Genomic DNA, 18330 nt, shown 5'->3' with positions numbered 1-18330 from the left:
CCCCATGCCTCTCATGCCTCCACCTCGCCCGCCATGGGGATCATCGCCAGGATCCGCGTCCCGTCGCCCACCGAACTCGTCACCGTGAGCCTCCCGCCCAGCTCCGCCAGTCGCTTGCGCATGCCGTCGAGTCCGAAGCCCGTCGACTCCCCGACCAGGAACCCGGTTCCGTCGTCGGTGATCTCCAGCTCCACGCCGTGCGGACGCCGCGCCAGCACCACGCCGACCATGGACGCGCGCGCGTGTTTGCGCACGTTGGCCAGGGACTCCTGGGTGCAGCGCAGCAGCGCGATACGGGTCTGCTGGTCGCACTCGAGGTCCGCCAGGTCGGCGTCCACCGCCAGTCCGGTGTCCTCCGCGAAGCGGTCCAGCGTACGGCGCAGGGTCCGCGCCACCGAGCCGCCCGCCACCTGGCCGGGGCCCGGCTGCCGCGCCGAGCCGACCAACTCCCGGGCCTCGGTGAGGTTTTCCCGGGCGGTGGACTCGATCGACCGCAGTTGCTGGGCGCTGGTCGCCGGATCGTGGTGAATGCCCGCCTGGGCCGCCTCCGCGAGCACGATGATCGACGCGAAGCCCTGCGCGAGCGTGTCGTGGATGTCCCGTGCGATGCGTTCCCGTTCGTCGGCCGCGCCCTGCCGCTGGTGGGCCTCGGACAGCTGCGCCTGCGTACGCTCCAACTCCTCGATCAGCCGCGCCCGTTCACTGCTCTGCGCGACGACCGAGTGCGCCCACAGGCCGATCAGTACGCCCACCGCGACCACGACCAGGGTGGACACCATCGTCTCGCCGAAGAATTCCGCGGTCCAGCCCTGCCGGATCAGACTCCCGGCCAGCGTGGCACCGGTGGCCAGCCCGAGGAACCCCATCGAGACCCGCGGTGTGCGCCCGAACATCCAGTAGTGCGGCAGCGTCACCATGAACAGCGCCGCGTAGCTGCTGCCCAGATAGGCCAGCCCGCCGAGCGCGAGCACGAGCGCCGAGAGATAGACCCGCGGCCGTATGACACGGTTCCCCGGGAAGCGGTCGAGCACCGCGTAGCACAGCACCACGCAGCTGAGCAGCGCGAGCGCCTCGTACTTGCTCCCGCTGGCCGGGACCGTCGTCACCAGGCCGACGGCCATCGCACCGAACAGCACCCAGCACACGGCGTTCCACCGGCGCAGCGACGTGGCCCAGAAGGCGTCGGCCAAGGGGGTGGCGAGAGCGGTCATACCGATCAACGTACGTCGACCGCCGGTCGTCCGTCGGCCGTGTCGGCCGAAGCCGCCGCCATGCGCCCAGCCGCCCGACCCGCCGTCCGTCCCGCCGTCCGACCCGCCGCCCGTGACGGCCACCAGCTCGCCTCACCGAGCAGCAGCATCGCCGATGGGAGGACCATGATCCGGACGATGAAGGCGTCGAGCAGCACGGCCGCCGCGAGGACGAAGCCGATCTGCTTCATCTCGATGATGTGGAGGAAGACGAAGCTCACGAAGACGGTCGTCATCACCACCGCCGCACTCGTCACCACACTGGCCGACTTCCGGATGCCGTCCAGCACGGCCTGCCTCGTGGCCGCGCCCGCGAGTACGGCCTCCCTGATCCGGCTCACCACGAACACCTGGTAGTCCATCGAGAGTCCGAAGAGGATCACGAAGAGGAACAGCGGTACGCGCGATCCGATCGAACCGGTGGAGTGGAAGTCCAGCAGCCCCTCGGCCCAGGTCCCCTGGAAGACCAGGACGAGCAGACCGAGCGCGGCCGCCGCGGACAGCACGTTCAGCAGGACCCCGATCAGGGCCAGCACCAGCGAGCGGAACGCGTACGCGGTCATCGCGAAGGTCACCAGCAGCAACGCGCCGAGGACCAGCGGGAGTTTGCCGTTCTGGTGCGCGGGATAGTCGGCGTACCGGGCGACGTCGCCACTCACTCCGAACTCCGCCCCGTCGATCCGGCCGACGGTCGCGGGGAGGTAGTCCTCGCGCAGGTGGTCGAGGGAGTCGTACGCCTGGTCGGAGTTGCCCAGGTGCGGCACCTTCAGCTCGAGCGTACTGATCCGGTGGTCGGCGGAGGTCCGCACCCGCGAGGCGCCGCTGAACAGCGGGTCGGCGTCGGCGCGTCGGGCCAGCTCCCGCAGAGCCCCGCCGACCTCGCCGGATCGCGCGGCGTCGGCACGCACGACGACCTGGTGGGTGACCCGCTGGTCCGGGAACGCCGCGTTGAGCCGGTCGTACACCCGCATGGCGGCGATGTCGCGGGAGTGGGTGTCCCGGCTCATCTCCGTGATCTTCAACCCGGCCAACGGGATGACGAGCGCGAGCAGGGCGAGTACGGACACGCACAGGGTCGCCAAGGGGTGCCGGCTCGCGGGGCGCAGCAGGGCGGCCCATACGCGGCCACCGCCGTCGCTCCGGGTCCGGCGCGCGGGCTTTCCCCGCTCCGCGCGGCGCCGAGCCCTGCGCTCCTCCCGCTCGCCGAGCTTGACGAGCATCGCGGGCAGCGCCGTCAGGGAGCTGGCCACCGCGACCAGGACGACCACGATCGTGCCGGTGGCCAGCGAGGAGAAGATGACGTCGGAGGCGAGATACAGCGTCGCGGTGGAGGCCACGACCGCGAGCCCGGAGATCACGACGGCCCGGCCCGAGGTGGCCGCGGCCAGGTCCACCAGCGCCTCGGAGCTCAGCCGGCCGCCCGAGCGGGCGCGCTCCTCGCGCTCCCGTTTGAGGTAGAAGAGCGTGTAGTCGACGCCGACCGCGAGACCGATCATCAAGATGACGTTCGTGCCGACCCCGGCGTCGGGGGACACATGTGAGGCCACCATCGAAAGCCCGATGGCCGCGGCGATGGACGACAGCGCGAGCAGCAGCGGCACCCCCGCCATGGTCACGGATCCGAAGACGACCAACAGGGTGATCAGGGTGATGGGGAGCGTGATCTTCTCGGAGAGCGCCAGGTCGTCGCCGCGCTGCTCGTCGACTCCCTTGCTGATGGAGGGGCTCCCGGTCTCCTCCAGCCGCAGCCCCGGATACGCCTTCGCCACGGCGTCCGTCTGTCGGGTCACCGCGTCGACCTTGTCCTTCGCGTCCCGCTCCTCGCCCTTCAGCGCCACCTCGACCATGAGGATCCGGCGATCCCCGGACGGCAGCGGGTCGGCGACGCCCGCGACCTCGGGCAGCCGCTCCATCCGGGCGGTCAGGTCCCCGGCGGCGGCTTCGGCCGCGTCCCGGTCGAGGGGGCCCGACCGGGCGGAGATCAGCACCTGCTCGGTGGCCCGGCGCTCCAGACCCCCCTCGGCGGCCATCGCCTCCGCCCGCCCGGCCTCGCCGACCCGGTAGTCGGCCGTCGTCGCGCTGTGTGTCCCGACGGCACTGCCGGCCCCCAGGCACAGCGCCACGAACACCAGCCAGCCGACGATGGCCCGCCAGGGGTGCCGGGCGCTCCAGCGCGCCATGCGCACAGTGAGTGATTTCATGCCAGAAAGCCTTGCTGGCGGGCGCGGTTGGCCGACAGAGGTACCCGGTTGAACTTCCCGTCCACCGATCGGTGGACGGCACGGCTACTCGGGCAGCGGCCGGTCGTGGACGACGTGCTTCATGACGAGGGTGGAGTTCAGCCGCTGGACGCCCGGGAGCCTGGCCAGCCGCTCGTCGTAGAGCCGCTGGTAGGCGGCCAGGTCGGTGGTGGCGACGCGCAGCAGGTAATCCGGTTCGCCGAAGAGCCGCTGCGCCTGGATGACGTGCGGGATGGCGGACACGGCCGCTTCGAAGTCGGTGACGGTGTCGGCGTCCTCCCAGCCCAGGGTGGCGAAGACCAGGGCCTCGAAGTTCAGGCCGACGGCGGCCGGGTCGACGATGGCGCGGTAGCCGCGGATGGCGCCCTCGCGTTCGAGGTCCCGCAGCCGGCGGTGGCAGGGCGAGACACTCAGCCGACTGGGCCTATGCGATCGCGGCCGGGCTGCGGGACCGCTCGGTCGTGCCCGCGGTCGCCGGGCTGATAGCCGGATACGTCGGGTACACGCTGCTCGCCGTCGCCGGCCTGGTGGTCATCGTGGCGAGCTCGCCCACCACCCTCACCGCGCTGACCGTCGCGGGGGCCGCTTATCTGATGTGGCTCGGCTGGGGAGTGCTGTCGCGACCGGCGGTCCTGAGCGCGTCGGGTGCGTCGGGCGTGCCGGGTGGGACGGACGCGTCAGGCGCGCTGAGCGGGTCGGGCGCGTCGGATGCGTCAGGCCGGTCGACGGAGGCCATGGCCTCCTCACGGTGGCGGATCGCGCTCAAGGGGGCGGGCATCAGCGGGCTGAACCCGAAGGCGCTGCTGCTGTACTTCTCGCTGTTCCCGCAGTTCATCCGCCCCTCGGACGGCTGGCCGGTCGCCGCGCAGACCGGACTGCTCGGCACGCTCCACATGGCGGCGTGCGCCGTCGTCTACCTCGGTGTCGGCGTTCTGGCCCGCACCGTACTGACGACGCGGCCCTCGGCGGCCCGGGTGGTGACCCGGGTTTCCGGTGCCATGATGCTCGGCATCGGCGGTCTACTGCTGGTGGAACGCCTGGCGAACACCTGAAGCCGGACGCCGCCGGTGCCCCATAGGGCCCGGCGGCGTCCGGCCGCGGTCAGGATCAGGAGCAGGACTCGAAGAACTGCTTCCAGCCGTCGCTGGGCATGGCCGGCGGCTCGCCCGTGGACCCGAACTCGCCGTACTTCTGCTTCAGCGCGTAGTCGAAGTCCCCCAGGCCGCTGCCCGCGTACGACAGACGCACGTCCCGGTCCAGCTGCCCGTCACCGGAGTTGTTGAGGATCGCGAGGTCCGGGTACGGGTCGTCGCCGTAGTTGGCGATCCGGAGCTGCTGGACCTCGCCGTGGTCGCCGATGTCGGAGTGCCGGGACTCGGCGGAGCCCAGGTTCGACCGCTTGAGCGGGCCGGGGCGGTACTCCGCGACGCGCGCGGTCGAGGGGTCGTCCCCGTCGGCCGGCTCGACGATGTTGACGACCATGTCCAGGGTGCCGTCGTTCTGGAAGTCGGCGACCGCGGCGGTCGCGACCTCCCCCTTCTTCGCGCCGAGAAGTGCGCTGACGGACTTCTTCGCGCCGAACGAGCCGTCCGCCGTCCCCCACTGGATCGTCATCTTGGTGCCGGTGTGCCCAGGATTCGAGATCTTGTCCGGGTGGCCGTCGCCGTCGAGATCACCGATCAGCGTCGTGGCATCGGCCAGACACGGACCCGCCGCCTTGGTGACCTTCCCCGACTGTCCCGCACCGCCCGAGGGCGACGACCCGGCCGCACTGGCGTGGTAACCGGCGACAGTCAGGGTCAGGGCGACAGCCGCGATCGGCGCGGCGATCAGACGTGACCGTTTGCGAAGCATCTACGAACTCCTCATGTCGTTGCTGCGAGAGAACCGCGGCGCAGGGCCCCCTTACGGGTCTTACGGGCTACTGGTCCGTTCCACCGAAGGGGACGGCATCCGCCGCGGAGGTGTGCCAGTTGGTGACGATGGGCTCGTCGACGGTGATGGTGCCGACCGGCAGGGAGACCGGGTTGGGGTCCTTGGCACCGATCCCGACGATGATGCTGTCCAGCTCCTTGCCACCGTTTTCCTTGGTGGTCTTCGGGTTCACGCCGGCGTAGGCGGTCGTTCCCTTGCCCAGCGTGATCGCCGGTCCGACGGCCTGCTCCGCGGGCCCCGCCTCGGTGCCGTCAGACCCGAAGGCCACCGTGGGAAGCGCGGCGGGCAGAGTGCAGGTGATCCCCGGCTTGGCCTTCGCGATGACCAGGATGTAGCCCCCGGCCTGCGTCTCGGACCTGGTGCTCCAGGAAATGTCGTTGGCCCCGCACGCCTGCCCGACCTTGCCCCGCTCACCGTTCCCGGTGTCGGCGCCGGAGCCGTCCTGGGACCCCTTGTCCTTCCCGTCGGAGGACCCGGCCTCTGAGCCGGAGGCGTTGTCCTTGCCGGTATCCGCCCCGGTCGTGGCCTCGGCGGAGGCGGACGAGTCACTGGACCCACTGCTCGTGTCCTCGTCGGACTGGCAGGCGGTGGCGAACATCGCGGCCGTCACCAGCAGGCTCGCACCGGCGAACGTACGGATCCGGGAGCGGTTGATAAGCATGGAATGACCCTCTTCGTCATCAGCGGAGTACTGCGCCCGGCGACGTTTCGCTCGGTGTGCCACCCACTCTTCCGGTGACCGCTACCGTTCCATTAGCGCCCCGCTAACGAACCGCTGACGCGCCATCAGCCGACCGCGCTCGCACGGGTCGTTGTGGTGGGCGGCGTCGTGTTCGTCAGCGCAGCGCGGTGGCGTTGGTGGGAGAGCCGACGCCACCGGTGAGGTTGAGGGGCTTGACGGTCAGCAGGCCGGTCCAGCGGCCGGTGGCCCGGCAGTCGGCGGCCAGAGCGGTCAGGTTCCACAGCTCACCCAACGGCAGGCCGAGCTTGGCGATCAGTTCCTGGTGCATCATGCCGCCGTCCTCGGGTGCGCTGGCGTGGAAGTCGCTCTCGGGCACCACGGGGAGGACTTCGACGGCGAAGGTGTCCGTGGCCAGCAGGGCGATGCGGTGATCCCAGCACCAGGCGGCGAAGTCCCGGGACTGTACGAACCCGGTGGCGCGCCGCTCGGCGCGGACCGCGGCTCGTGCGCCGGGTTCGGCGGTGAGGTACCAGTGGGCCCAGCCGGTGTGGACGAGAATCAGATCGCCGGGTTCGACACGGCAGTGCTGTGCCTCGAGCGCCGCGTCGAGCAGGTCGGGGCCGAGGGCGGGGCCCGCCGCATGGTCGAGCGGCGTGCCGCGGCTCCGGAGGAGGCCGTCGATGTCGATGAGGAGCGCGCGCCCGGCCAGCGGGGTCTCGGCCCACAACTGCACGCCCAGGCGTGGGCTTCGCGGCGCGATCTCATCGTCCGGCACGGCGTTGTAGAAGCCGTGCCCGGAGGCGCGGCGGTGGCGCAGGCCGTCGAGCTGGCTGCTGGCCTGGAGGAAGAAGCCCTCCAGGACGTCGTCGCGGGCCTGCTTGTGTTTGGCGGTGATGCGGTGGTGGGGGATGCCGCGGGCCCGGGACATGGGCGGGTCGAAGGCGTCGAGGGCGTAGTCGAGGTTGACGGCACGGCCGTCTTGGACCTCTTGTGCCGCCCGCCGGATCTGTTCGGGGCCCGCGAAGTTGGCCATGCCGCGTTCGGGCTGGTCCGCGAAGAGGTACCAGCTGGAGCCGGGCGGGGCATCGGTGCGCCGCAGCAGCTCGTCGTAGGTGAGGTGAGGCAAGGGGTGAGGCATGGGGTGGGACAAGGGGAGAGACAAGCGGAGAGACAAGGGGAGAGGCGCTTTCTGTTCAGGGACAGCGGGCGGCGATGGCGTCGGCCGCCCGGCGTACTTCGGTGCTGACGCGCGGGTGGTCGGCGGTGGGCAGATCGCCGCTGGGGCCGGCGACGCTGAGCGCGCCGAGGACCTGTTCGTCGCGGCGGATGGCGGCGCTGATGGCGGTGACGTCCAGGACACGTTCGCTGAGGGAGACGGCATGGCCGTTGTCCTTGGTGCGCTGGAGCTCGCCGCGCAGGTCCTCGGCGCTGACGCGTTCGCCGGAGATCCGGGTGAAGGGGGTGACACTGTCGACGTAGGCGTCGAGCTCCTCCTCGGGCAGCCAGGCGGCCAGGGATTTCCCGGCGCCCAGGTGCAGGGGGAGCTTTTCGCCGATGGGCAGTTGGTAACGGAGCGGATTGAGGCCCTCGACGCGGGCGATCAGCACCCGGGAGAGGCCGACGCGTACGTACAGGGTGGACGTCATGCCGGTGGTCGCGGCCAGTTCCTGCAGTACGGGCAGGGCGACCTGGCTGAGCCGGTTGTTGACCAGGAAGGCGTGGGCGGTGGCCACGGACGCCGGTCCCGCGACATAGCCGGGCTCTTCCTTGACGGCGTAGCCGCGGTCGATGAGGACGTTCAGAATGCGCTGAGCGGTGGCCACGTGGAGCTCGGAGCGGCGCGCGATCTCGCTCAGACGCAGCGGGCGGCGGGCGTCCTCCAGCACGGACAGAACGTCGAAGGCTCGGTCGACCGAGCGCATCGGAGAGGCGGGGGTGGCCATGGTCGGCTCCTGGGTGGTCTGCTCGGCTGCGGAAATTCCTGATAAGCGTTATCAGCATGCGAGCAGCGGCGTGGGTCGCACAAGATCCACCCGGAGCGGTACGACGTCCTATTCCGGCTGCGGTGCGGTTTCGGCGGGCTGAGGCTCGGGTGTGGCGGTGGCGGTGGCCGTAGTCGTGGCGGTGGTCGTGGCCGTGGTCGCGGTCGTGGCCGCGGTCGTGGCCGTAGTCGTGGCCGGTTCCGGGGCGTCGGCGTGGGCGTGGGCGTACGACAGGACGTAGGCGAGCAGGCCGGTGATGCCGGCGGTGATGAAGGTCGGGGGCCCGGCGGTGGTTGCGACCCCGTTGACCCAGGCGGCGTCGCCGAGAGCCAGCCCCAGCGCCTGGCCCGCGACGATGCAGAGGCCGCCGAGCAGGAAGCCGAGGACGCCGAGGCGGAAGAGGATTTTGATCAGGTGGGTGGGCATGGCACGACCTCGTGTGGAAGGGCGGATCAGACGGGCAGCACGCCGGTGGCCACCGCGGCGCCGATCAGGAGGATCGGCAGGCAGTAGTAGCCGACGAGGGGAGCGAAGGTGCGGGCCGGGTTGACCCCGGCGATGCCGCTGGCCACGTAGATCGGGGCTCCGGACGGCGGCGAGGCGCCCTCGGTGGAGGCGAAGATCAGCACGGCGACGCAGGCGGTGGCGGCCGGCACTCCGGCCTCGACCAGGGACGAGACGGCGACCGGGCCGATGGCGGCCATGGTGGCGCTGGCGGTGAGCGGGATGGCGACGGCGACGACGATCACCCCCACGATCAGGGTCATGGCCCACTTCGGCGCGTGCATCTGCGTCAGCACATCGGTCAGCTGTTGCGGCAGGCCCAGGTCGCCGAGGACGTTCGAGGCGGAGAAGGCGGCCACGATCGTGACGCCGATGACACCGAACTGCGGCGCCGCCCCCTCCAGCAGTTGCCACCACCCGCGGCCGGCGCGAGGCAGCCGGCGGCGGCCCAGGAACAGCACGATCGCGATGAGCAGGACCGGTATCCAGGTGATCAGACTGATCGCGTCCGACATCGTGGCACCGACGTAACGGCCCAGCTCGCCGCCGGTCGGTCCGCGGGTCAGCAACAAGGGAACGATCATCCCGGCGAACAGGAACAGGCTGGTCCACCCCGCGCCCAGGCTGGCCCGGAGCGGCAAGAGATCGGCGCGGTCCATGGGCTGGATCTTGTGGCGGCGGACCATCCAGAACGCCGCCAGCAGGCGGTAGCCCAGACACCACAGCCCACCCAGGAACAGCGGCAGCACGATGTCGTCCTTGGAGACCAGCGCCGCCACCCCGGCCGAGCCCATCAGGATGAACATGGTGGAGCTGAACGGAAAGGTGACACCCATGCCCGCGCCACCGGCGGCGACGGTGGCGGCGAGTTCACCGCTGACCTTGGAGCGCTTCATCCACGGGATGGTCACCGAGCCGACGGCGGCGGTGACGGCCGCTCCGACGTGGGCGATGGCGCCGAAGACGCCCGCGGCGACGGTCGAGGTGTACACCGGTCCGCCCCGCAGCCGCCCGAGCAGGGAGTTGAGGATGTTCAGCAACTGATCCAGGACCGGCGTACGGCTCAGCAGGTAGCTCATGAACACGAAAGCCAGGGCGGCGAAGGTGACCTCCTCCTGCATCGCTTCGGCGAACCCGTCCCACATGACGTGAGCGATGTCGCCGCCCGCGAACAGGCCGGTCACGACGAACCCGACGAGCAGGGCTTCGCCGATGTTCCTCTTCAGTACGGCGTTCCAGACGATGATGGCCGTCATGTAGGAGACCAGGGCCCATATCGCGATCATGCTGCTTCTCCTGCTGGTTCTCCGGCCGGTCCGCCCGCGGTCCGTCCGGCCTGTGCGCCCTGTGCGCCCTGCGCGCCTTGTCCGGCCTGTCCGGCCTGTGTGCCCTGCCCGGCCCGGATGCCGCTGCGGCGGCGCGCCTCGTCGGCCTCGATCTCACGTGCCGCGACCAGTGTCGCCTCCGCCTCCTCGGCGGGAAGGACGGCGACCCCGTCGCCGTCCGCGACGACCAGGTCACCCGGCCCGCACACCGCGCCTCCCACGGCGACGGCGACGTTCACCCTGCCGGGGCCGTCCTTGTAGGGGCCGGCGGGGGTGACCGCCCGCGCCCAGACCGGGAAGCCGATCTCTTCAAGGACCTCCACGTCGCGGGCGGCGCCGTCGAGCACCATACCGACCACCCCGCGAGCCTTGGCGCGCTCGGCGATCAGCTCGCCGATCAGGGCACGGGAAGTGTCACCCTGACCGTCGACCACGATCAGGTCACCGGGCCCGGCGATCCGCAGCGCTTCGTGGATGGCCCGGTTGTCCCCGGCCCGCGTCATTACCGTCAGCGCGCGGCCCACCGCGCGGGCCCCGGCCCACAGCGGACTGATACCGGAGTCGACCAGACCCAGCCGGTCGCGCGCATCGCCGATGTTGGCGGTCGGCAACCCCTCAAAAGCCGCCAGCAATGCCTCGGTCACCAGCGGTGTGGCGCGCAGTCCGTCCTGGCGGGCGGCAAGGGTATGCAGCCTGCTGATGTCATGGGCCAAGGCCGGGTCCAGGCCGAGGTCCGCCATCAGGTCGGCTGCGGCGGCCACTTCGCGGGCCCGCCGCAGCCCATGCTTGAACGTTCCTGCATACAGGCGTTCCAATGTGGCCTCACCGTCGGCGAGCTCCTGGGTGATCTGCTGACGCACCCACTGCTCGTCGCCGGCGGCACGGCCGGCCTCCACCGTCTGCACGATGATGGCGCCCAGCCCCTTCATGAAGAGGCTGCGCAGCAGCTTGCGGGCCGACGCCGCCCCCGGCTCCCCGCCCAGGTCCTCCACGGGCGCACCCAACGCCCGGAAGTGTTCCGCCACTGCCGAGGCCCCGCGGCCGCTGGCCACCAGAGCCGTACGGTGGCGGTACTTGGGAACCGAACCGATCACGGACACATCCGCGAAGATCGCCCGCCCACCCTCGGTGACGACGCCTTCGATCTTCCGCTTGAGGTCGGGCGCTCCGGCGTTCATGTCCGCGAAGACGGCATCGTCCCGCAGATGCGGCGCCGCCTCCACCGCCACCGACGCCGCCGCTTTGGCCCCCGTCAGCCCCAGCACAAGATCGGCCTCGCCAACCGCGTCCGCCACACTGCCCGCCCGCAGGACGCCGGTCGGCGTCGGCACGTCGCCGGGGTCATACCCCGCTACGGACCAGCCGTTTTCTGCGAAACCCGCGGCGTACAACGCCCCGGCCTCGCCCAGCCCAAGGATCCCTACACGCATCGACACCCTCGCATCTCTCATAGAGTGATAAGTTTTCTCATAGAAGGGGTGGGAGGATGTTGCCTACGTGTGAACCCCGAGTCAAGAGCTGAGTGCGAACCACTTGGACTTCGGGCGATCGGCAACGGGCCGGCGGAACCGGCGGAGCCGCCAGTACCGGCGGTACGAGGTTGTTTTCGCGGGCTGAAGTGGTGAGCCGGGGCCCATCGGGCACAGCCGAGCGCGGAGTTGTCGACGCAGGCTGGGCCGGTTTGTCCGCTCAGCCGGAGCGCGAATCCAGCGGCGGAGTCAGCCTCTGGTCATGGCCGAGATGACCCGGACGGCAAACCGGGCGCGTACTGCCGCGGCTGATGGACGCCGAGCCCGGCAGCCTGCTGGACGAACAGGGTGAGCTGGACCCCGCCAGGGCGTGGGAGATCATGATGCGCAACGAGAAGCCCGGAGGGCATGGGGAGCGCTCGGTGGCGGTCGGCGTGGTCGACATGGCGCTGTTCGACCTCGCGTCCAAGATCGCGGGCAAGCCGCTGTACCGGTGGCTGTCGGAGCGTTACGGCGACGGCCGCCCCGACGACTCCGTATTCGTCTACGCCGCCGGCGGCTACTACGCCCCCGGCAAGACCCTCACCGACCTCCAGGACGAGATGCGCGGCTTCCTCGACCTCGGCTACGACGTCGTCAAGATGAAGATCGGTGGCGCCGACCTGGCCGAGGACCTGCGACGCATCGAGGCCGTCATCGACGTCCTGGACGGGGACGGCTCCCGGCTGGCCGTCGACGTCAACGGCCGTTTCGATCTCCCCACCGCCTTGGAGTACGGACGGGCCATCGAGCCGTACGGTCTGTTCTGGTACGAGGAGATCGGCGACCCCCTGGACTACCGGCTCAACGCCGTGGTCGCCGAGAACTACTCCGGCCGGATCGCCACCGGCGAGAACCTGTTCTCCCTGCCGGACGCCCGCAACCTGATCCGCTACGGCGGCATGCGCCCCGACCGCGACATCATCCAGGTCGACCCCGCGCTCGCGTACGGCCTGGTCGAGTATCTGCGCATTCAGGACATGCTGCGCCGGCACGGCTGGTCCTCCCGCCGCTGCGTTCCGCACGGCGGGCACCAGTTCTCCCTGCACATCGCCGCCGCCCTCAAGCTCGGCGGCAACGAGTCCTACCCGGGAGAGTTCCAGCCCACCGGCGGCTTCGCCGATGACGCCGTCGTCGAGAAGAGCCGGGTCGCGCTCACTGACACTCCCGGCATCGGGTTCGAGCGCAAGGCCGACTTCTACAAGGTGCTTCGCGACCTGCACAGCTGAGCCGAACCGGGTGCCGTACGCCGTACACGTCACTCACGGAGACGCGGTAGGTGCTGCGTCCCCCCAACCCCGCACCCCCAACCCCCACAGAGACGTCGCGTGCAGGTACGCGTCGAGGTCATCGCGCGTCTGGGCCTCGCGAATGACTCGCTCGTACATCAGCTGGAAGTCCGCCTCGCCGGCCAGGTCGTAGACGTAGTGCGGTCCCCAGTCGATGTGGCCCGGCAGCGTGACGCCACCGGCCGTCGGCCCGCCCAACTCGGCGAGCGACTCCGGCAGTACGTACGGCTTCGCCGCTGCACACCTGCTCAAGGCTGCAGCATGCCTGATGGGGCCTGTCGATGGCGTCATATCGCAGCGAGTGCACGACAGGGTGAACGCCGACTGCGAGGCGAGCGGAGAGGCCTGGGCAACGAACAAGGCCCAGGTCGATGACCTGGACCTTCGCTATGGAGCGGGTGACGGGAATCGAACCCGCGCGGGCACGCATCGGGTACGAGGCAAAGGCTCACGAAGGCGCCCGCGTCTTCCCCCGTTTTGTAGTGTGGCATCAGCATCGTGTGGATACGAATGTGCACGGGGGGAAAGCATGGTTGGCATCACAGGTAGCCAACTCGGCGGTGTGATCGGGAAGCCGAGGGCCGCGGGTGAATCCGGCGGAGTGAAGTCGGGCCAGAGGGCGCGGTACACCGGGAGCGGACTGGTCGCCTTGCTGAGCGACGTGGAGAATGTAACAACCACCGGGGCCAGTGGCCAGGACAAGGGCTGGTGACCTGAACGGTGGACTACGCGACGCTGAAGGGTCTCAAGCCCAGCGAGTTCGAGGGCGCGGCTGACGGCTACCAAACGACCAGCGACATGGCTGGCCGGGCCAGGCAGGCGCTGGAGCGCCGGATCGCCGCCCAGATGCGAGAGTCCCTGGAGGGTGAGGCCGCGACGGCGGCGTACAACCAGTTACGGAACCTCTCGGAGAACTTCCACTACGTGGAGGTTGAGTGCGGCCTGGTCAGCACCGCCCTGAACGCGCTGGCTTTCGACCTGCGAGCGGCGAAGAAGAAGCTGGACGCGGCAATCGAGGACGCCCAGACGGAGAAGCTGACGGTGAACGCGGACGGCTCGGTGAGCTATCCGCCTGGTGGCGACAAGGTCGACGGCAAGACCCCCAAGGGCGGCAAGGTCACCGGCAGCGCCAGGGCACACGAGTCCGGTGCCCCGATAGACCCGGGCAACGACGCCAATGACATCGCTGACGCCCTGGACCGGCAAGCGGGGAACCAGCACCCGAACCCGTACTTCAGCCGGGCGATCGAATACGCCGACCGGATCGCCCAGGCTGTCCAGGAGGCGACCGAGGCCGACGAGCGGTGGGCGCCGAAGCTGCGTGAGTTGAAGGCCGACGATGATCTGAACGTCTCTGACAAGGACTGGATCGATACGGACAAGGACACCGGCGGGGTCAGGTCGGGTGCCAAGGACTACCTGGATCACATCAAGCGCCCGCCCGGGGATGGCAGCCCGAAGGAAAACGCCGAATGGTGGAAAGGCCTGTCCGAGGACGAGAAGGACGCCTATATCGCACTCCACTCGAAGGCTGTGGGCGGCATGAACGGGTTGCCCGCCGCCGCCCGAGACGAGGCCAACCGCACTCACCTGGACGTGATGCATGCCAAGTACCAGGAGGAGCTGAAGGCTATCCCCGAGGAACCTCTGGTCAAATACAAGACAATTCCCGGCAGTGGAGGTTATCCGGTCCAGGTATTCACCGACGAATACGCGAAATGGTACTACAAGTACAACGACCGCAGGGACCATCTGAACGCTGCTCTGGATGGCATGGAGGCCATCCAGAAGCGTTTTGATGAGACTGGCGGAAAGAATCACATACCCGAGGCGTATCTACTCGGTTTCGACCCGGAAAAGAATGACGGTCGCGTCATCATGGCCACCGGAAACCCGGACACCGCCGATCACACGGCGGTGTATGTGCCGGGCACCAAGACGCACATCGGCAGTATCGGCGGCGATCTCGACCGCGGGGAAAGACTATGGATGGAGAGCAATAAACTGGATCCCAACTCCAAGGTCTCCACAATCACCTGGTTGGGGTATGACGCCCCGGACGCCATTCCGGACGCACGGCACGACAAATACGCGGCCGCTGCGGCGCCCCATCTCCGCCAGTTCCTCGACGGCAACCGGGCGGCGCATGAGGCGGCGACCGGCGACCATGGCCATACGACCCTCATCGGTCACAGTTACGGCAGCACGGTCATCGGTGATGCCACCAAGTCCCATACCTCCTACGACCCCCATGGCGGTGCCCTGCCCGTTGACGACATCTTCGCGGCGGGCAGCCCTGGCATGCAGGTGGGGCACGCGTCCGACCTCGGCATCGGGAGCGAACACGTCTGGGCCATGAAGGCCGGCGGTGTTGGGGGAGACGACTGGTGGGTCCGGGAAGGGGGGCGGAAGGTCGGGCTCGGTGGTGACGGGAACATTCCCACCGACCCCGAGTTCGGCGCCCACCTGGTGAAATCAGGTGTCGAGGGTCATGGTGACTACTGGGACGATGAAACAACTGCGCTGCGGAATCAGGCTGCGGTGATCACCGGCAGCTACGACAGGGTTCAATATGATTAAATTGACTTCTGGGAAAGTTTGGTCGGCGCTCTTCGTGATTCCGATCCTCATGTTTATTGCGGGGTGTTCCCAGGTGGGCGATAAAAAGGCTGCGGATAAAGTGGATGTCCGTGATGTCGGCAGTATGGAGAAGAAGACGGAGAAAATGTCCAGCACTATTCTGGACATCATTGGCCTGAGGAAGGCGAAGGTCACCGAGCCGGGTCCGGGTACGCTACCGTGCTCGAAATACGCTGATGACGAGGGAGTGCAGCGCATGCACCATCCCTGGAGCGTCTACGATGTACCTTTCGATGATTTGTCCCGTGGTTTTGAGCGGCTTCGTACGGAGCTTCCCAAACACGACTGGAAGATCGTCAAGGACGGGCCCGACGGAAGTCCCGCGAAGACACCGCAGATCGTCGCGAACTTCTCTCGGGACCACTTCTCCGCAGACATCCGACTACTCGATCAGCGCAATCATCCTGACAAAACGTCATTGATCGAGGTGACGGTCGTCTCCGACTGCTTCCGCGACACAGCGCATGAGTCCAAGGAGTCCAGCTGAGGGCGGGCCTTCGGACTGGCAGGCGGGACGCTGGCATGACCTGTACGTCGGCCCCGACTGTCAGAACTCGCCGAGCAGCAAGAGCGCGGCGCCGTCCACCTCCACATCGTGATCCGCATCGACGGGACCGGCGGCGACTCCCTGCCTTCCGGCCTGGGTCACGGTCGAACTGCTGATCGATCACCATGTGTGCCGCTACGTTCAAGGCGTTGCGGGGCCGGTCGTCGGCAGTCGGGCGTGCCGGGCGACACCTTCACCTGCGGTGGCCAACTCGGCTACGGCCACCCGGGGTGCCGCCTTCAACGGCGGCCACGAGCTGACCATGAGGTCGCGCTGATCGCATGCAGGCCGGTGCCGTAGTCGCTGATCAGCCGAGCCATGTGACGCGGCTGATCACAACAAGTTCGAGCCGGTCCAGGGCCAGGAACATGAAGAAGCCCGTCCTCCGAAAATGTCCTGTGTCCGCGGACCTCCGCCGTGCGGGTTTCCGCGGCCGAGGTCGACCGCGCAGCGGCCCAGGACCGTCAGTTGCTCAGCCAGGCGCTCCACCTCGGCTATGACTTCGTGCGGCAGGCCGCCTACGACGTGCTCGGCATCGGGGTCGTAGTCCCAGGTCCAGTTATCGCTTACGCGGAGATCTCGCGCCGCGCCAGGTCTGTGATCTGTCGCATCTCGGCGAGTGCGGAGCGCAGGGCCTCGCGGTCAGTGGCCTCTTCCGCTACGGTCTCCAGCTCGCGCAGGCGGGCCGCTCGGGCGGGGTAGCGCTGGATGGCGACGAATTCTCCCCACCGCAGCAGGAAGGTACGCAGCGGAGCGATGGTGCTCTGAGTGGCGGCTTGTTCGACCACGCGGTCGAGGTGCTCGACGAAGGAGGGCAACTGGGCGGGGGCGATCTGGGCGACCGCTGCGCGGAGCGCTGCCGGAGTGAGCGCCGGCATGGGGATCAGCGGCCAGTCGGGGGCAGAGGACTGCTCGGTCATCGAAGCGTCTCCTGGGCGGCGGTCTGCGCGATCGTCATAATCTTGGCCATTGTTGCGGACGCTGGGCTTGAGCCCACGCCCGAGCCTCGTCCGCCACGCGACTCCGACGCCCCGGGCCGCTGGCCTGGGGCTTTTGCATGGAGCCTGTGACGGGAATCGAACCCGCGCTCTGAGCTTGGGAATCACCGGGTAGCGGGGACAGATCATTGCGTTGACCTGTGGAAACGGCCACAGGGGCGATCTTGGGCGCAACGGATGGTCGCCCGTGCTTGACCGTGGTTCACCGCTCGTTCTGGCACGCCGGTAGCTCCGTCACTCGTACACGACTGCCGCACTCAGCGCACGGGCGAAGAGTTTCCAGTCACCGTCCGCCGGCATCTCCTGGCCAAAGCCCCGGTACCAGTCCGGTGTGCCTTCCATCCATGCCGCGAGTGCCTCCAGGTAGCGTTCAAGCGTGGGGTTCTCCCATTGATCGCCTCTTGTGAGGAGATCGTCGCGCAGGCTGCGTATATGGCTCACCAGGGCTTCCCTGCTGTCAACTCGGTGCGCCGGGTGGTCCGGAAGCTTCTGCATGGCGGCACCCTACTGACGTGCTGAAGTCCCTCTGCCGGTATAGGCCGGACATTCTCGGTGAGAACCACCGGTCCTGTGGTCAGTGCTCGGGCCGGCTGTCACGGCAGGAGCGTGAGCGCCGGTACATGGAGGGGTTTGATGGCGCGGAAGTGGCGGTGATCCAGCGTGGCGACACTGGATGCCTTGAGGCGCTCGGTAAGCGCGATCACTGAAGCGTCGGCGATGCCGAGAGGGAATCCGCGGTACTGCTGCATGAGTTCGGCCATGCGGGAGAGATCGGCCCTCTCGGTGGGTACCTGGATGAGGTCCTCCGCGGCCACGGCTTCGATGAGATTGATCTCCGCATCGGGGCTCACGTACTTGGCTAGCAGGTAGCAGGCTTCGGTGAGCACATACGGCGTGATCAGCAACTCGCCGTCGTGGGACTCCAGTAACTCGGCACAACTCTCATGGTCGGGGTCGTTCCGGTTCAGTAGGGCGACGATCGGGCCGGTGTCAACGATCAGCATCGGCCTCGCCGAGTTCCTCGCGTGAGATGTCCTTGGCACGGGCTCCAAGGTCGTTCGACGGTCCGTCGAAGCTTCGCAGGACGCGGAAACGGCTCGGTGGGGGCGTCTTCACCAGGCGCAGGGCGTGCCGACGCAGCTCTTCGACCTGCTCGGGCTCAAGTCGCTCGATGATGTCGTACAGATCGCTGTAGTCATGGGCTGCGGTCATCGCGGCTCTCCCTCTCGGCCGTCTCTGCTGCCACGATAGCCCTCGACCACGCAAGTCCGCTGAAGGCTTCGGACAGGGCACACAACGGGCACCGGAGGCGTGAAGGGGAGCAGTCACAAAGAAGCCCCAGACCGCTGGCCTGGGGCTTTTGCATGGAGCGGGTGACGGGAATCGAACCCGCGCTCTGAGCTTGGGAATCACAGGGTGATCGGCGTTGA

At 68.7% G+C, this 18330-nt stretch carries 17 protein-coding genes and 2 pseudogenes; 4 read left to right on the top strand and 15 right to left on the bottom strand.

Annotated features, from left to right (window positions below; all coding sequences use genetic code 11):
- Nucleotides 1–11: 11 nt before the first annotated feature.
- From JK364_RS28065 to JK364_RS28055, 3 genes and pseudogenes are all read right to left on the bottom strand, one after another.
- Complete coding sequence (locus JK364_RS28065) at nucleotides 12–1211, bottom strand: sensor histidine kinase (protein ID WP_201854107.1); 1200 nt, start codon at nucleotides 1209–1211, stop codon at nucleotides 12–14.
- Nucleotides 1212–1216: 5 nt separating this feature from the next.
- Nucleotides 1217–3451, bottom strand: coding sequence for an MMPL family transporter (locus JK364_RS28060; protein ID WP_201854106.1), 2235 nt, complete (start codon nucleotides 3449–3451; stop codon nucleotides 1217–1219).
- An 84-nt stretch (nucleotides 3452–3535) separates the two neighbouring features.
- Nucleotides 3536–3907 (bottom strand): annotated as a pseudogene (locus tag JK364_RS28055) (Lrp/AsnC family transcriptional regulator); the annotation flags it as partial.
- Between JK364_RS28055 and JK364_RS28050 the strand changes: the two are divergent.
- A pseudogene (locus JK364_RS28050) lies at nucleotides 3904–4542 on the top strand (LysE family translocator); the annotation flags it as partial. The pseudogenes JK364_RS28055 and JK364_RS28050 overlap by 4 nt on opposite strands.
- A gap of 55 nt (nucleotides 4543–4597) precedes the next feature.
- On the opposite strand, the gene JK364_RS28045 reads toward JK364_RS28050, so the two are convergent.
- The 7 genes from JK364_RS28045 to JK364_RS28015 all read right to left on the bottom strand — a co-directional run bounded on the left by JK364_RS28045 (nucleotide 4598) and on the right by JK364_RS28015 (nucleotide 11348).
- Nucleotides 4598–5344, bottom strand: coding sequence for an FG-GAP repeat domain-containing protein (locus JK364_RS28045; protein WP_201854105.1), 747 nt, complete (start codon nucleotides 5342–5344; stop codon nucleotides 4598–4600).
- 67 nt (nucleotides 5345–5411) lie between these two features.
- Entirely contained in the window at nucleotides 5412–6086 is a 675-nt protein-coding gene (locus JK364_RS28040; RefSeq protein ID WP_201854104.1) for a DUF4232 domain-containing protein, read from the bottom strand.
- A gap of 175 nt (nucleotides 6087–6261) precedes the next feature.
- Nucleotides 6262–7233: a cyclase family protein gene (locus JK364_RS28035; RefSeq protein WP_201854103.1), complete on the bottom strand. Its 972-nt coding sequence runs from the start codon at nucleotides 7231–7233 to the stop codon at nucleotides 6262–6264.
- 67 nt (nucleotides 7234–7300) lie between these two features.
- Nucleotides 7301–8050, bottom strand: coding sequence for an IclR family transcriptional regulator (locus JK364_RS28030; RefSeq protein WP_201854102.1), 750 nt, complete (start codon nucleotides 8048–8050; stop codon nucleotides 7301–7303).
- A gap of 108 nt (nucleotides 8051–8158) precedes the next feature.
- On the bottom strand, nucleotides 8159–8515 hold the full coding sequence (locus tag JK364_RS28025) for a hypothetical protein (RefSeq protein WP_201854101.1): 357 nt from the start codon (nucleotides 8513–8515) through the stop codon (nucleotides 8159–8161).
- Nucleotides 8516–8541: 26 nt separating this feature from the next.
- Entirely contained in the window at nucleotides 8542–9879 is a 1338-nt protein-coding gene (locus JK364_RS28020) for a TRAP transporter large permease subunit (RefSeq protein ID WP_201854100.1), read from the bottom strand.
- On the bottom strand, nucleotides 9876–11348 hold the full coding sequence (locus tag JK364_RS28015) for an RraA family protein (RefSeq protein ID WP_201854099.1): 1473 nt from the start codon (nucleotides 11346–11348) through the stop codon (nucleotides 9876–9878). Before JK364_RS28015 ends, JK364_RS28020 begins: the two co-directional genes overlap by 4 nt.
- A gap of 350 nt (nucleotides 11349–11698) precedes the next feature.
- Here JK364_RS28015 and JK364_RS28010 point away from each other — a divergent pair, with 350 nt between their 5' ends.
- Nucleotides 11699–12655 carry an enolase C-terminal domain-like protein gene (locus JK364_RS28010; protein WP_201854098.1) on the top strand — a complete coding sequence of 319 codons (957 nt, stop codon included), beginning with the start codon at nucleotides 11699–11701 and terminating at the stop codon, nucleotides 12653–12655.
- A 33-nt stretch (nucleotides 12656–12688) separates the two neighbouring features.
- On the opposite strand, the gene JK364_RS28005 is transcribed toward JK364_RS28010, so the two are convergent.
- Nucleotides 12689–12967, bottom strand: coding sequence for a hypothetical protein (locus tag JK364_RS28005; RefSeq protein WP_230992601.1), 279 nt, complete (start codon nucleotides 12965–12967; stop codon nucleotides 12689–12691).
- 468 nt (nucleotides 12968–13435) lie between these two features.
- On the opposite strand from JK364_RS28005, the gene JK364_RS28000 reads away from it, so the two are divergent.
- Nucleotides 13436–15295, top strand: a complete 1860-nt coding sequence (locus JK364_RS28000; RefSeq protein WP_307841399.1) for an alpha/beta hydrolase — start codon at nucleotides 13436–13438, stop codon at nucleotides 15293–15295.
- Nucleotides 15288–15842, top strand: coding sequence for a hypothetical protein (locus JK364_RS27995; RefSeq protein ID WP_201854097.1), 555 nt, complete (start codon nucleotides 15288–15290; stop codon nucleotides 15840–15842). Before JK364_RS28000 ends, JK364_RS27995 begins: the two co-directional genes overlap by 8 nt.
- A 626-nt stretch (nucleotides 15843–16468) precedes the next feature.
- On the opposite strand, the gene JK364_RS27990 is transcribed toward JK364_RS27995, so the two are convergent.
- From JK364_RS27990 to JK364_RS27975, 4 genes are all read right to left on the bottom strand, one after another.
- On the bottom strand, nucleotides 16469–16822 hold the full coding sequence (locus JK364_RS27990; protein WP_201854096.1) for a hypothetical protein: 354 nt from the start codon (nucleotides 16820–16822) through the stop codon (nucleotides 16469–16471).
- Nucleotides 16823–17134: 312 nt separating this feature from the next.
- Nucleotides 17135–17395 carry a DUF7660 family protein gene (locus tag JK364_RS27985; protein ID WP_201854095.1) on the bottom strand — a complete coding sequence of 87 codons (261 nt, stop codon included), beginning with the start codon at nucleotides 17393–17395 and terminating at the stop codon, nucleotides 17135–17137.
- A 98-nt stretch (nucleotides 17396–17493) separates the two neighbouring features.
- Nucleotides 17494–17904 carry a type II toxin-antitoxin system VapC family toxin gene (locus JK364_RS27980; RefSeq protein WP_201854094.1) on the bottom strand — a complete coding sequence of 137 codons (411 nt, stop codon included), beginning with the start codon at nucleotides 17902–17904 and terminating at the stop codon, nucleotides 17494–17496.
- Entirely contained in the window at nucleotides 17891–18112 is a 222-nt protein-coding gene (locus JK364_RS27975) for a hypothetical protein (RefSeq protein WP_201854093.1), read from the bottom strand. The genes JK364_RS27980 and JK364_RS27975 overlap by 14 nt, the downstream gene beginning before the upstream one ends.
- Nucleotides 18113–18330: the final 218 nt, after the last annotated feature.

The organism is Streptomyces endocoffeicus (genome assembly GCF_016741935.1).
GTDB lineage: Bacteria > Actinomycetota > Actinomycetes > Streptomycetales > Streptomycetaceae > Streptomyces > Streptomyces endocoffeicus.
Note: the sequence above shows the minus strand (reverse complement) of the source record. Positions and strands in the feature narration are given on the sequence as shown.